Consider the following 13,266-nt stretch of genomic DNA (forward strand, 5'->3'; position numbering starts at 1 on the left):
CCCGTCAACGCGCGACATCGTTGGCGGGCAAGTATGCGTAGTGGCTGTACGCGTACCTGCCGGCGCCGCGGTTCTGCACGCCGTTGAAGATCGCACCGGTGACCTCGACGCCGTTCTGCTCGAGCCGCTGCTTGGCCATCGCGATCTCGCGCTGCTGGTTGTGGCCCCAGCGCACCACCATCAGGGAGGTGCCGATGTGGTGCCCGATCAGGGCGGCGTCGGTCACCGCCAGCACCGGCGGCGTGTCGATGATGACGACGTCATAGGCGCGCTCCAGCAGCTTCAGCACCCTGGCGAAGTTCTCGTCCATCAGCAGTTCGGACGGGTTCGGCGGAATCGCGCCGCGCGAGATGAACGACAGGTTCTCGGCGCCTGGCACCTTGCGGACGGCCTCGTCCAGGGAGATCTTCCCGGCCAGCAGCTCCGACAGCCCGCCCGCCGATCGCGTCCCCACCGCGAGATGCACCGTGCCGCGCCGCATGTCCGCATCCACCAGCACGACGCGCTGGCCGGCCTGGGCCATGGTCACCGCCAGGTTGGCGCAGACGAAGGTCTTGCCCACCCCGGGGCTCGGCGCGACGATCATCATCAGGTTGTTGTTGGTCTTCTGCCGCGCGAAGTGCAGGCTGGTCCGCAGCGTGCGCAGCGCTTCCATCGCCAGGTCGGACGGCGCGCGCAGGGCCAGCAGGGTTGGGCGGCCGTCGCGGCGCAGGCGCCCGGTGGCCAGCGAGAATTCCTGCCCGCGCTTGCTGAACGGCACCGAGGCGAACACCGGCATGCCCAGCAGTTCGATGTCCACCGGATCCTCCACCCCGCGGCGGAAGGTCTGCCGCAGCAGCACCAGGGCGATCATCAGCATCGATCCGAGCCCGATGCTGCCGGCCAGCACCGGCAGCGGCTTCGGCCACGCGGGGCTGTTGCGCTCGACGGCGGCCGGGTCGACGATCCGCGCGCTGCCGACCGCGCTGGCACGCGCGATGTTCAGCTGCTGCGCCTGGTCGAGCAGGCTGGCGTAGGTCTGGTTGGTGACCTCCACGTCGCGATTGAGCCGGAACAGGCCCTGCTGGATGTCCGGCAGCGTCTGGATACGGCTTTCCAGCTCGCTCCTCTCCGCTTCGAACTGGCCGATCTGCCGCTGCAGCGTGCGGTAGGCGGGGTGCTCGCGGGTATAGCGCCCGGCCGCCTCGACCATCTGGATGCGCAACTGCTGGATGCTCGCGCCGAGCGTCACGGTCTGGTCCAGCAGCGCGCGGTTCTGCACCTGCACGTCCAGCGTCCGCGTGCGCTTCTGGAAGGCGTTCAGTGCCTCCTGCGCCTTCGACAGCTCCTCGCGCACGTTCGGCAGCTGTTCGGACACGAACTGCAGGCGCTTGGCGGCTTCGGCGGAGTTGCGCGTCACGTTCTGGCGGATGTAGGCCTGCGTCACCTCGTCCAGCACCTGCTTGGCGCGCTGCGGATCGGCATCGGCGTAGGTGAGGGAGATGATGCCCGACTCCCGTCCCTGCTCGGCCGCGCTGATGTCGCGCTTGAGCGCCGCCATGATCACCGTCGGATCGGCGCGCGTGACCGTGAAGCGCGTGCCCGCGTTCGCATGGACCGCATCGACGCGGACGTGGACGCCTTCGCCGCTGGCGCTCTGGCCGACGCCGCCCTCCACCAGCACGTCGCCGTCCGGGCCCGAGAGCGTGTAGCGGTCGCGGCCCTCGACCCGCAGCTGCAGGGGAATCCCGAGCAGAGCGTCGGGCACTTCCAGGCGGGAGACGTCGATCCGCTCGCCGCCCCAGCCGTAGCCGAACCACGCCGGCGCCAGCCCGTCGGGCTGGATCCGCGCAAAGCTGCGCGCCACCAGGTTTCCGATCACCGGCAGGCGATGCGGTTCGACCTGGATGTCCAGGTCGAGGTGCGCCATCGCCTCCTCCAGCACCCGCCGCGAGGTCACCAGTTGGATTTCCGTCGACGCGGACGCTTCGGGCAATACCCCCGTCTGCCCGTCGGCGCTGTTTGTGCCCGGTAGCGCCGGCGGCCGGCGCTCCACCTGCACCACCGCGTTGGCCTCGTACTTGGGCGTGGCCAGCGTCAGATAGGCGACGCCGATCAGGAAGAAGGCCGCGGTGCCGAGCACGATCAAGCGCTTGTTCTCCATCAGCGTGGTCGCGAGCATCGGCAGGTCGATGTCGTCGTTGCGAACGTAGTGCAGCGACTTGCGGGGCTCCGGTCGTGTCGTCAGCGTTTTCGTCATGTCTTTCTACCAGTCAGCGGTGGCGTGGGGCGGCTGGAGCGGGCGCGGACGGCGGGCGCGGTTGCGCACCGTCACCTCTGTTCGCGGGACAGTTCGGCGGCGGCCCGGGCCTGGTGCACGAACCGCGGTGCATCGGTGCGCGGGCCGTGCGGCCGCATGCCGGCCAGGGCGTCCACGACGTGCTGGCGGGCGCCGTTGCCGTCGTGCCGGTGGGGGGCGACCGTCGGGTTTCGAGGCCGCTCGCCCTCGAGCAGCGCCAGCACGACGCGGCCGATCGCGGCCGGTTCGCCCGGGACACGGGTGACGTGGATCGGCTCCACGGTCGCGGCCGGCGCGCTGCCGCTGTGCACGATGACGACGGGCTTTCCGATCTCGATCACCTCCGGGCCCGGCTCGCCGCAGCCGACGATCAGGTCGGCGTTGCGCACCAGGTACACCGATGCCAGGTAGTCGGGCGCCTCCACCGCATGGGCGTTGGCCAGACCGTCGAACCACTTGCCGGCGTTTCCTGATTCCGGCTGGGCGAGCCAGACGAGGTCGACGTCCGGACGTCGTGTCGCCACGTCGCGCAGCGCATGGGCGATCGCCTCTGCGCTCGCGTCGGTCTCGCGGGTTTCCACCACGAGCAGCAGCGGACTGTCCGGACGCAGGAACGGATAGTGGGTCGCCAGCTTGCGGTTGAGCTCGAGGTCGCGCTGGAACTGTGCGAGCGCGGCGTGCAGCGTGTCGGCGGCCGTGTTGTCCGCAACCAGGATGCGGTCGGCAGGTACACCTTCCTCGATCAGGTTCCGGCGCACCTGGCTCGACGCCATGTGCAGCGAGGCGAGTGTGCGGATCGTCTTGCGCGCAGGCGCCTCGGCGTCCGTGGCGGCCGCGGTCCAGGACTCCACCGAAACGACCGGAACATGCCGGTGGTAGGCGGCCAGCGTCGTCGCGAACGCGACCCCGGCGTCCGCGAGCACCAGCACGATGTCGGGTCCGGCCTCGTCCAGTATGCGTTCCATTTCGTGCGCCGCGAGCGCGGCGTGGCCGGGCTCGTCGTCGGCGGTCTCCAGTTCGATCTTCATGTCGGGCCGGAGATCGAACAATTGCAGCACGTCCTCGGTTTCCGCCGCGGCCGCGGCAGTGACGCAGATCTTCGAATCGAAGCGCTCGTCCTGCGAGATCCGCCGGGCGATCGGGGCGAGGGTGACCGCTTCCGAGGCCGCCGAAATCACGCACAGCGCCTTCAGCCGCTGGTGCGATTGCACGCGACCGCTGGAGCCGGAGACGGCCGCACCGTCGCCGCCGTCGGCATCGGCGCCGGCGGCGGCCCGGATGGCGCGCCTGCGTGCCATGGGCGGCGGTTCGAGCTTCAGCTGCGGCAGCCAGAAGACGTACGCCGCGAGCAATGCGACGAACGCGCCGGTGCTCACGAAGTCGCTCGAATTGCGCAGCGCGTAGCCGAACATCGCCAGGAAGCCGCTGGTCGAGACGATCGCCAGCAGCGCCGCCCGCGGCGAGAAGCCGGCATCCAGCAGCAGGTGATGGAGGTGCTGGCGATCGGGCGCGAACGGAGAGAGCCCCTTCCGGAAGCGTCGGTACATCACGGCGATGGTGTCCATGACCGGCAGCGCCACGCACCACAGGACATCGACAGGCGCCAGGCGCCCGATGCTCGGATGGCTGAGATAGATCAGGCTCCACGCCAGCAGGAACCCGACCAGCATGCTTCCGGCATCGCCCATGAAGACCTTGCGTCCGTCCGGCCATCCCAGGTTGACGAACAGGTGGGGAATCAGCGCGGCGAACAGCACCTGCAGCAGCAACAGGATGCCCGGGGTCGACATGCGCGCGTCGCCGAACAGGAGGATGGCGATGATGGTCACCATCGTCATCGCGGCGGCAAGGCCGTCGATGCCGTCGAGCATGTTGTAGGCGTTGATCAGTCCGATCACCGCGACCACGGTCAGGGGAATGCCGAGCAGGCCGAGCTTGGTGGGCTCGCCGAAAAGCGCCCCCAGGTCGTCGATGTAGTAGCCGGAGGCGGCGATGACCAGGCAGACCGCAGCCGCCTCGGCGAGCACGCGCGAGCGCACGCTCAGCCCGCTGAGGTCGTCGATCAGGCCGATGACCACGATCACCCCGGCGCCGGCCATCAGGCTCGAGACGAAGCGGTCGAGGTACCCGAGGTAGACCAGGCCGGCGAGCGTGCCGAGAAAGAAGCAGAGGCCGCCGATCAGCGGAATGTAGCCGCGATGACGCTTGCGGCCGTCGGGCTTGTCCACGAGCCCGAAACGTCGGGCGATGGGCCGCAGCGAAAAGATGGCGAAAAGAGTGACGGCCAGCGCGATAACGCTAGCCGCTACCAGCTTTGGATGCTCCATGCGTTCCTCGGGGGCTTTGGTTGTCGACTGCTACGTGCGGATGCACGCACAACAACCGCCCCCCTCAGCGGCTGACCTGTACCCGGACGTGACGCATATGCATCCGAGAAGCAGGTATCCAGTAGTGCGCGACTGTAGTCACAAAAGTCTGATCGTAAGATGAAGAATTCAGGTCATTCCGATGTATTTCGCGTGTTCGCGTGCGCGTCGTTCATCTGCTGAACTACATTCATGAATGTCAGGATTCCGTTAGATGCCGACTCCATCGCTCGAGTGCGTCGCCGATCAGTCCGCAACTCCGTTCGAAGTCGAGGTCGCTGCCGCGGTAGGGATCCACGATCTCGGCGTTCCGCAACCATTTCCCCAGCAGAAACGTCCGGTCCCGCGCATCCGGGGCCAGCGCCCGCAGCGCGGCGAGATGCCGCTTCTCCATCGCCAGCACGACGTCGGCCTGCGCGATCAGCGCGGGTGTCAGCTGCCGTGCCACGTGCCCTGCCGCGGTCAGCTTGCGGGCGGCGAGCGCCGCTTCGGCGCGTGGGTCGATCGGATGCCCCGCCAGGGCAAGCAGGCCCGCGGACGTGGCGGTGACGGCGTCGCCCGGAAGGCGGTGCCGCAGGAGGGCCTCGGCCGTGGGACTGCGGCAGATGTTGGCGGTGCAGACGAACAGGACGTGTTTGGGCATGCGCGACAATCTAGTCGCGGGCGACCCGCCCGCCGGTGAAGGTGCCGCGAAGAAGGCCCGGCCGGTGTCGTCCGTGGCCGCTCGCGCGCGCTCGACCGTTGTTCCCGTATATTCGGTGGCGTGTCGAGGTGCCCGCACAGCGTTCGTCACCCTGCAACCGGAGATCCGCCATGAAATCCCACCACCGTTTCGCCGCCTGGTTGCTCGGGCTCTGCACGCTGGCCCTGCTGGCCGGCTGTGCCACCGGCCCGCGCATCACCACCGAGGCCGATCCGCGCGCCGACTTCTCCAGCTATCGCAGCTACGCCTTCTACTCGCCGCTGGCGATCGAGAAGCACGGCTATGCCACCGCCACCAGCGAGGCCACCAAGGCCGCGGTGCGCCGGCAGATGGAGTCCCGCGGCTACGTCTACGATGCCGAGAACCCCGACCTTTGGGTCAACATCAACGCCTACCTCGAGCGCCGCACCGACGTCAGCTCGGTCCCGACCGTCGACTATGCGTACTACTACAGCTACCGCGCGCGCGCCTATTTCGCGGTGCCCTACTGGGGCGAGCGCGCCCACGTCTACCGCTATACCGAGGGCACGATGAACATCGACCTGGTCGACGTGCGCGAGAACCGGCTGGTGTGGGAAGGTGTCGCCGTCGGCCGCGTTTCCAATCTCGAGCCCGAGGAGCGCAAGGCCCGCATCGATGCGACGGTGGCGGAGATCTTCGCCCGTTATCCGCACAGGGCGGGCGCGGCGGCCCAGGCGATGTGATGCGCAACGGCGCGGCCGGACGACGGTTGCTGGTCCCGGAGCGGGGTGCGGCCGACGCGGCGGAGTGCGCGTCGACCCATGGCATGGCTGCTGGGGTCGGTCAGGCGTCGCCCGGCGCGTAGTCGAAGTCCAGATCGAACTTGCCGTCGCGGCGCATGTCGAAACGGCAACGACTCCACGGATCGCTGCCGTCGGCCGCCATCCGCTGGCGCAGCTCGATCAGCGCCTCGCCGATATCGCCGGCCGCCTGGGCAGGATGCGCATCGAAGCCGAAATGCGCCGGCTTGCCGTCGTCGCCGGCGAACTCGAACGACACTTCGGACCAGTCGTCGCCGACGGTGGCCAGCGCGCTGATGCGCTGCGCCCGCGGCGGCATCACCGAGGCCAGGATTTCACCGATGCGCTGGTAGAGATCGGTATCCTGATCGGGAAGCATGTGCAAAAGACCTCTGAAGACTGACTAGTTGTGGCTTCTGCAAGCGATTCGTGCTGCCACCTGTCCGGTGCGCTTGCACGCCCCGTCAGGGGCGCAGCCGATGCCGATTAGGATATCCGTCCTTTCTGATGGGGGATAGCTGGCATCGCGCCGCTTCGGGACGGGCAGTGGCCGCCATCCATGGCGAAACATGATCGACTCCGGCGAGTCCGGCCCGGCCATCCATGGCCGGGCGTTCGCGGCCGCAGCCGATGCCGATAGGGCATCGGCCGAGCGCGGCCGCTCACCCTCCGGGGCGGTTCTGGAACGTTCGGGTGGTGGGCGGTCGGCCTTCGATCTGGTAGCTGACGTCGAACCGCGTCGGCCGCAGGCTGTCGCCGCCATAGACCGGGTTGATTCTAACCTGCACGTCCAGATCCGCCTTGAGTGCCTCGGCCCAGGCGTTCTCCATCTGCTTCCAGGCCCCCATGTTGAGGTTGCCGTTCTGCGGCACCAGGTTCATCTGCTCGCCCGGCCCCTGGAAGATCGAGGCGATCAGGTGGCCGCCCTGGTCGTCCGGCAGGCGGTCCTCGCGTCCCGACACCTGCTGCTGGTAGGTGTTGCGGGGGCCGTCGCCAAGCTGCAGGTTCCCCTCCACGCGCGACACCCGGCCCTGGCCGTCGGTGTGGTAGAGATAGCCGGTGTCGGTGCGGTAGAGCGCGTCGGGTTCGAGGCGGTCGGCATTGATGGTCGCGTTCCAACCGCCGGTGGCGCCGGGCTTGGCGTCGATGACGGTGCGTCCGGTCACCGGGTCGACATGGCGCGCGCCGTCGGCGAACTCCGGGAAGCGGCCGGCGCCGCCGAAGAACTCGTCCAGCTTGCCCTTCATCGACGCCACGGCGTCGCGCGCGGAGGCGGGCAGCGCATCGAGCGGTACGTCGTCGATGAGGCCGTTGATGCGTTCCAGCAGCGGCCTGGCCTGCTGTGCGAAGCCGGGATCGGTGCGTGCGATGTCGACCGCGTTCCCGATCGTGCCGGCCAGGCCCGGCAATTTGCCGAGCTTGCCGAGGTCGCCGACGTAGGGAATCACCCCGAGTGCGGACAGCCCGGCATCGAGCCAGTCGCCGCGGCCGATGGAGATGCCGGTATTGGCCAGGTCGGCGAACGGCGTGGGTTCGAAGATGCCGACGATGTCGAGGGCGGTCTGGCCGAGATCGAGCAGCAAGGCCGCGCGATCGCCGGTCGCGGGTGCGCCACCGCCATGGACCGCGGCCAGGCGCATGCGGTCGCCCTCGGCGGTCTGCAGCGCCGGCGGCGCCTCGGCCAAGGCGTCGTCGAGCGCCTGCAACGTGGCGCGGCCGTCCTCGCTCGCGGCCAGTGTGGCCAGTGCCGCATCGTCGAGTTCGCCCAGCAGTTCGGTGGCCAGCTCCGGGCGTTGCGCGGCGGGAGCGTCGGCGAGCTGCGCGCGCACCTGCACGGCGGCGGGGTCGACGAGCGCGGGCGGAGGAGGAGGGGGGGCGGTGCGGGCGACATCGACACGCAAGGGATCGACCATGACGCCATCTCCGCGGGGACCGCCGCCAAGTCTGGCGGCATGCCACGACTGCGGACATCGGGGCAAACCCTAGGGCCCGCTCGTCATCGCGTTGTCACCGTCTTGTCGTCGATGCGCAAGCGGCCTGCCGGCGCGGTCGTGCGCGCTCTAAGCGCGCATCAAAAGCTATCCGCCACGGATGATGCGGATAGGTGGTCGAGCGAAACGTAGTGCGGCTTCTCGGTCCTCACTGGCGAATCATCCGTGTCATTCGCGTCGATCCGCGGCTGATAGGCTTCTCGAGATGCGCTCCACCTGGATCGTGGGCGGGGAGCTTACGGCGTTGCGGCCAGGCGCTGCGCGGTCGCGGCCAGCCAGCCGCGCCAGCTGCCGCCGGCCAGCGTCGGGTCGTACTCGCTGCCGAGCGCGCGCACTTGTGCGGCCAAGGCAAGCTCGTCGAGATCGCGTGCCAGCAGGCGGTCGAGTTCGTCGCGTGCCCGCGCCACGGTGGCGTCGCTTTCGTTGTCGCGATAGGCGTCGACCACGGCATCGGCCGAGTCGTGCTCCAGCGCCCAGTCCTGGTGGAAGTAGGCGGCGAAGAAGTTTTCCAGGGTGGGGAATTCGCTCATGGGCGCAGGGACTCGGCGGTCATCGGGACTCACGGTGCGGACGGGTAGCCGGTGACGATTCTATAGCCGATGTCCAGGCGATCCGACCGCTCCAGCACCAGCCGTACCGAAAACACGTCCTCGGCCCGGCTCTCGCCGCGCGCCACCGAGAGCCCGGTGCTGGCGTCGAAGCGGGCGTCGACCACCAGGCGGTTGCCGCCTTCGCCGCCGAGCCAGGCGTCGATGCGGTCGCCGTGTTCGGCGAGGGTCGCCGCGACGAAATGCTCGGCCTCCGGGAGGTCGCGGAAGCTGGACGCGGCGCTGATGTTTTCGTTGCGCACGCGGTCGACCAGTGCTTGTTCGCTCTTGCCGACGTGGCGCTCGATCAGGTGCCCGCCGGCGTCCTCGTGCGCCTGCAGGCCGCCGCCCGGGACTTCCCCGGTGGGCGCAGGCGCCTCGGCCGGTCCCAGATGCGCATCGAGGCGCTCGAGCGTCGCCGCCACCGCGTCGCGCTCGAGCGCCGGCAACCTTTCGATCGACAGCTGCGACAGGCCGTCGCGGATCCTGTCGAGCAGCGGATCGAGCTGCTCGGCGAAGACCGGTCCCGACTCGGCGAGTGCGGTCGCGGCATCGGTCTGCGCCAGGAAATCCGCGAGTTCGCCGCGTTGGGCGAGGTCGGAGATGTGTTGCGGCAGGTCCACGTCCATGGCCGCGGCTTCGAGCGCGGGCGTGCGCGCGTCGTGGACAGGCGGCATCGCCCAGGCTGCCGGACTTGCAGTGAGTGCGCTTGCAGCGTCCATCTCGAAGACAGCCTCCAGTGGAAAGGCCCGAGACTAGGATGGGAGGCCTGCTGCGACCAGCTGGTGGCGTCCCTAGGGCCTGGAGCCGGAACTCGCCGTGGTTGCGAGATCCCGTCCATGCCGATGGTCGATGCGCGCCATTCGCACCGCGTTCGTGCGCCGAGCGCTTCCGGCGGCCGGAGGGCGAAAAAAGAAGCGCGCCTGGAGGGGCGCGCAAGACGTTGCAGAGTAGAGAGAGAAACGTGCGCCACCGGCAGACAGGCCGACGGCATCGATACGGTAGAATCCGCAGCCGGATCGCACCTGTCCGATCGTGCCGCCGCCTTTTGCGCAATCCGGCGGTTGGCCGCCTTCGCGTTCAGGCATGTGACGGCATCCTTGCCGTCTCGGTTTCCCCGCTTCTGCTGTCGATGCAAACACCTCTTCCACCACATCGGCCCGCATCGTCGGATTGCATGCGCATCGGCGATGGCCTCGTCGTCGTCTCCACGCGCGAGATCCAGATGCCGGGCGCCCGCCGCCCGCAGCGCGTCACGCCGAAGGCGATGGCGGTGCTGTGCATGCTTGCGGATAATCCCGGCAAGGTCGTGAGCAGGAACGCATTGCTGGCGGAGGTCTGGCCCGGCACGCTGCCGACCGACGATGTCCTGACCCAGGCGGTGACCCAGCTGCGCAAGGCGTTCGGCGCCGGTGCGGGCGAGGCCGCCGGCGGCAAGCGCTATATCGAGACCATCGCCAAGAACGGCTATCGCCTGATGGCCGCGGTGGAACGGTTGGACGATGGCGAAACCGGTCGCAATGCATCCGACGGGCCCCCGCTGTCTCCTGCCGAGCCCGTGCCTGCGCCCGTCATCGCATCCGACGCGTCGCGTCCACGGGTCACCCGCCGGGTCTTCGTCGCCGGTGTCACGGTACTGGCGCTGGCAATGGTTTCGGGGACATTCATGCTGATGCACGCCGCCAGGGCACCGGCGGCCGCGGTGTCCGATCCGGCGCATGGCGTCGGTGCACCCGCCAGGCCCTACCGCCTGATCACTTCGGCGCCGGGGTTCGAGCTGTTTCCGGCGTTGTCGCCGGATGCCTCGATGGTGGCGTATGCGGCCACCGTCCCCGGGCGACGCGGCACCGTGATCCAGGTGCAGACCACCAGCAGCGCGCAGCCGCGGCGACTCAGCGAACCGCCCGCGGCGGACGTGTCCGACAGTCGCCCGGCATGGTCGCCGGACGGCCGCGAGATCGCATTCGCCCGTACCGAAGGCAACGGCCGCTGCCGGGTCGTGATCGTGGCTGCCAACGGCGGCGGCGCCGAGCGCGAGGTCGCGCGTTGCGACCACAACGGTCTGCTCAGTTTCGACTGGACGCCGGACGGGCATGGACTGGTGTTCGGAACCATGACCGGAGCCGATCCCAGCCCCGGCATACGCGTGCTCGAACTGGCGACGGGCCGCTGGCGCGAGCTCGACTACGACGTGCGCGAGGACGATTTCGACTACGCGCCGCGCTATTCGCCGGACGGCAAGTGGATCGCGTTCGTGCGCAACCCGCAGCTGGGCGACCTGTGGCGGATGCCGGCCGCCGGCGGCAAGCCGGAGCCGCTGACCGACCTGGGCACCGAGATCCGCGGCTGGAGCTGGTTGCCGGACAGTCGTTCGATCCTGTTCGGCCGCCGCGTCGACAGCCAGTCGCGCCTGTACCGCCTGGACGTGGACAGCGGCAGGGTGAACGATCTGGGGCTGGACGATGCGCAAAGTCCGGCGGTCTCGGCTTCCACGGGGATGCTGGCGTTCGTGCACCGGCGGCCGCAGTTCGGCATCTACCGGGTCGGCCCACCGCCGTCGCCGGACGCGCCGGTGACCAAGAAGCGCCTGTTCGAGTCGTCCGGCCGCGATACCCAGCCCACGATCTCGCCGGACGGGCGGCAACTGGTGTTCACTTCGGATCGGTCGGGCCGGTTCGAGCTGTGGCATGTCGATCTGTCCCGCCCGCAATCGCTGCGGCCGCTCGAGGGCGTGCGCCCGGAGACCCGGCAGGCGCCGGCCTGGTCGGCCGACAGCCGCAAGTTGCTGGTGGCCGGATGGGACGAACGCGATCGAGCGTCGATTTACGAGGTGTTCCCCGGAACCGGACAGGCGACGCGGCTGCCGGTGCCGCCCGGGCGGCCGTTGCAGGCGGTCTATCTTCCGGACCCGACGCAGCTGCTGGTCGTTGCGGAAACCGGCGACGGCGACATGCGCCTGATCCTGTTCGATCGCAGTCGGACGCCATGGCGCACGCTGCGGGTGATCGAGGGCGTGTCGCAGGCCCGGTACGACCCGGTGAACCGGCGGGTGCTGTTCACCCGGCTGTCGGGCGATGGGCTCTGGCAGGCCGATCCGGGGCTGCGGCCTGAAAGCGTTCGCCAGATCGATGCCAGCGCGCCGGCGCGCTGGCGCTATCGCACCTGGGCGGTGGGCGCCGACGGCGCTGTCGGGTATCTGCACCATACGCCCGATTGCAGCGCCAGGATGACCCGGATCGCCGCCGGCCCGGGGGCGCGGGCGACCTACTGCTTGGCGTCGGACAGGCTCGGCAGCACCAACGGTCTCAGCATCGGTGCGCGGACCGGGGCCATGTATGTCGCGTTGGCGGCTGAGGACGGAACCGACATCGGCTTCATGCCGCTTCCCGAGAGGCGACCCGGGTTCCTCCTCGGCATCGCCAAGTGGATGAGTGCATTGAAAAAAAGCACTTCGTGAATTCTTCGGATCGGGCATCGGTGCTATTTCGGCGAAGTCTCCAGTAAATTTCCTGAATCCGATCCTCAACTCGGGCACATCCATCCATCAACTTCGGCAAATGATGGATGTGACATGCAAATGCTTTGGGCCGATCGCGGCAAACTGCTCGGTTCGGGTGCCACCGAGTCCACCGACGATGCCGACACCAACTGCTGTATCGCCCTTTCGCGCCTGGGCGGGGTGCGATCGACCACCGGCGCGCTGACCATCTGGATCCAGCTGCGGGGCAGCGGCTGGGTGGAAGCCAGGGAAGGCCGTTTCCAGCTCCGGCGCGGCGAATGGATGGTGCTCGAGCGAGACTCGAGTCCACTGGTGCAAGTAGACGCGCGCGGCCTGTGCATCGGAGTGGCCGTGGGCAACGAGGCCCTCAAGTCGCTGGAACGATTGGCCGACTGCATGCTGTACAGCGGCCGTGGCCGCCTGGCCCCGGCCGACGTCCGGACTGCCTTGCAGCTATGGCGGACGGCTGCCGGAAGCGGCGATCCCGAGGCGATGCGGCCCATGCTGCTGCACATGGCGGCGGTCCAGCGCGAACTGGCGCAACGCGTCCGCCTCTGCCCGGGCCGGTCGCGGAACCGCAAGCGCCAGGTCTTCGGCCGCATGCAGCGCGCGCGCCTGTTCCTGGAGGGCAACAGCGACCGTGTGGTGCGGATCGGCGAACTCGCCGACCTGACCAGCTTCTCCAGCTGGTATTTCTCCAAGGCGTTCCAGAGCCTCTATGACGAGAGCCCGCAGGCGCTTTCCGCGCGCCTGCGCCTGGAGCGCGCGGCCGGCCTGCTGCGCAGCACCTCGATGATGATCGGCGAGGTGGCGGCATCCAGCGGCTTCGACAACTGCTGCAGCTTCGCCCGCGCGTTCCGGGCGCGATTCGGCATGTCGGCGACCCGTTACCGGGAAGAAGCGCTGCGAAGCGGGGGAGGGGCGAACCCTTCGAGTATGCGTGCACCGAGACGGCTTCCGGAGGCGATCGCGGCTGGCGAGCACACGAATACTTCATTCTCGTAACCACCGGCGCGCGTCTGCCCGTCCGCGCATGTACGGACAGACTCGGCAAAGTCTTCGAGCCCCGATCGCAAAGCAG

General features: G+C 68.9%; 10 protein-coding genes. 3 read left to right on the forward strand and 7 right to left on the reverse strand.

Features of this window, described 5'->3' with window-relative positions:
* Nucleotides 1-4 precede the first annotated feature (4 nt).
* The 3 genes from U3649_RS06315 to U3649_RS06325 all read right to left on the reverse strand — a co-directional run bounded on the left by U3649_RS06315 (nucleotide 5) and on the right by U3649_RS06325 (nucleotide 5,287).
* Nucleotides 5-2,239 (reverse strand): polysaccharide biosynthesis tyrosine autokinase, encoded by a 2,235-nt coding sequence (locus tag U3649_RS06315; protein WP_407354026.1) that lies wholly within the window; start codon nucleotides 2,237-2,239, stop codon nucleotides 5-7.
* Between the two features lie 71 nt (nucleotides 2,240-2,310).
* The gene (locus U3649_RS06320) at nucleotides 2,311-4,506 is read right to left on the reverse strand and encodes a UDP-N-acetylglucosamine 2-epimerase (protein WP_407354027.1); all 2,196 of its coding nucleotides are present in this window, start codon (nucleotides 4,504-4,506) and stop codon (nucleotides 2,311-2,313) included.
* A gap of 337 nt (nucleotides 4,507-4,843) precedes the next feature.
* Complete coding sequence (locus tag U3649_RS06325) at nucleotides 4,844-5,287, reverse strand: low molecular weight protein-tyrosine-phosphatase (RefSeq protein WP_407354028.1); 444 nt, start codon at nucleotides 5,285-5,287, stop codon at nucleotides 4,844-4,846.
* Nucleotides 5,288-5,457: 170 nt separating this feature from the next.
* Here U3649_RS06325 and U3649_RS06330 point away from each other — a divergent pair, with 170 nt between their 5' ends.
* On the forward strand, nucleotides 5,458-6,051 hold the full coding sequence (locus tag U3649_RS06330; protein ID WP_407354029.1) for a DUF4136 domain-containing protein: 594 nt from the start codon (nucleotides 5,458-5,460) through the stop codon (nucleotides 6,049-6,051).
* Between the two features lie 100 nt (nucleotides 6,052-6,151).
* Here U3649_RS06330 and U3649_RS06335 read toward each other — a convergent pair whose 3' ends face one another.
* The 4 genes from U3649_RS06335 to U3649_RS06350 all read right to left on the reverse strand — a co-directional run bounded on the left by U3649_RS06335 (nucleotide 6,152) and on the right by U3649_RS06350 (nucleotide 9,363).
* A complete protein-coding gene (locus U3649_RS06335) occupies nucleotides 6,152-6,487 on the reverse strand; it encodes an immunity protein YezG family protein (RefSeq protein ID WP_407354030.1) in 336 nt (111 codons plus the stop codon).
* A 283-nt stretch (nucleotides 6,488-6,770) separates the two neighbouring features.
* Entirely contained in the window at nucleotides 6,771-8,021 is a 1,251-nt protein-coding gene (locus tag U3649_RS06340) for a DNA/RNA non-specific endonuclease (protein WP_407354031.1), read from the reverse strand.
* 314 nt (nucleotides 8,022-8,335) lie between these two features.
* A complete protein-coding gene (locus U3649_RS06345) occupies nucleotides 8,336-8,629 on the reverse strand; it encodes a contact-dependent growth inhibition system immunity protein (RefSeq protein ID WP_407354032.1) in 294 nt (97 codons plus the stop codon).
* 29 nt (nucleotides 8,630-8,658) lie between these two features.
* Nucleotides 8,659-9,363 (reverse strand): RNase A-like domain-containing protein, encoded by a 705-nt coding sequence (locus tag U3649_RS06350; protein WP_407354033.1) that lies wholly within the window; start codon nucleotides 9,361-9,363, stop codon nucleotides 8,659-8,661.
* A 455-nt stretch (nucleotides 9,364-9,818) separates the two neighbouring features.
* Here U3649_RS06350 and U3649_RS06355 point away from each other — a divergent pair, with 455 nt between their 5' ends.
* Nucleotides 9,819-12,143, forward strand: a complete 2,325-nt coding sequence (locus U3649_RS06355) for a winged helix-turn-helix domain-containing protein (RefSeq protein WP_407354554.1) — start codon at nucleotides 9,819-9,821, stop codon at nucleotides 12,141-12,143.
* A 114-nt stretch (nucleotides 12,144-12,257) separates the two neighbouring features.
* Nucleotides 12,258-13,190 carry a helix-turn-helix domain-containing protein gene (locus tag U3649_RS06360; protein ID WP_407354034.1) on the forward strand — a complete coding sequence of 311 codons (933 nt, stop codon included), beginning with the start codon at nucleotides 12,258-12,260 and terminating at the stop codon, nucleotides 13,188-13,190.
* Nucleotides 13,191-13,266 lie beyond the last annotated feature (76 nt).

The organism is Luteimonas sp. R10 (genome assembly GCF_045689605.1).
In the GTDB taxonomy this organism is placed as follows: domain Bacteria; phylum Pseudomonadota; class Gammaproteobacteria; order Xanthomonadales; family Xanthomonadaceae; genus Luteimonas.

Excerpts from the sequence above, each read along its gene's own strand:
- U3649_RS06315 (WP_407354026.1), bottom strand. The coding sequence starts at position 2,239 with ATGACGAAAACGCTGACGACACGACCGGAGCCCCGCAAGTCGCTGCAC.
- U3649_RS06325 (WP_407354028.1), bottom strand. The coding sequence starts at position 5,287 with ATGCCCAAACACGTCCTGTTCGTCTGCACCGCCAACATCTGCCGCAGT.
- U3649_RS06330 (WP_407354029.1), top strand. The coding sequence starts at position 5,458 with ATGAAATCCCACCACCGTTTCGCCGCCTGGTTGCTCGGGCTCTGCACG.
- U3649_RS06335 (WP_407354030.1), bottom strand. The coding sequence starts at position 6,487 with ATGCTTCCCGATCAGGATACCGATCTCTACCAGCGCATCGGTGAAATC.
- U3649_RS06340 (WP_407354031.1), bottom strand. The coding sequence starts at position 8,021 with ATGGTCGATCCCTTGCGTGTCGATGTCGCCCGCACCGCCCCCCCTCCT.
- U3649_RS06345 (WP_407354032.1), bottom strand. The coding sequence starts at position 8,629 with ATGAGCGAATTCCCCACCCTGGAAAACTTCTTCGCCGCCTACTTCCAC.
- U3649_RS06350 (WP_407354033.1), bottom strand. The coding sequence starts at position 9,363 with ATGCCGCCTGTCCACGACGCGCGCACGCCCGCGCTCGAAGCCGCGGCC.
- U3649_RS06355 (WP_407354554.1), top strand. The coding sequence starts at position 9,819 with ATGCAAACACCTCTTCCACCACATCGGCCCGCATCGTCGGATTGCATG.
- U3649_RS06360 (WP_407354034.1), top strand. The coding sequence starts at position 12,258 with ATGCAAATGCTTTGGGCCGATCGCGGCAAACTGCTCGGTTCGGGTGCC.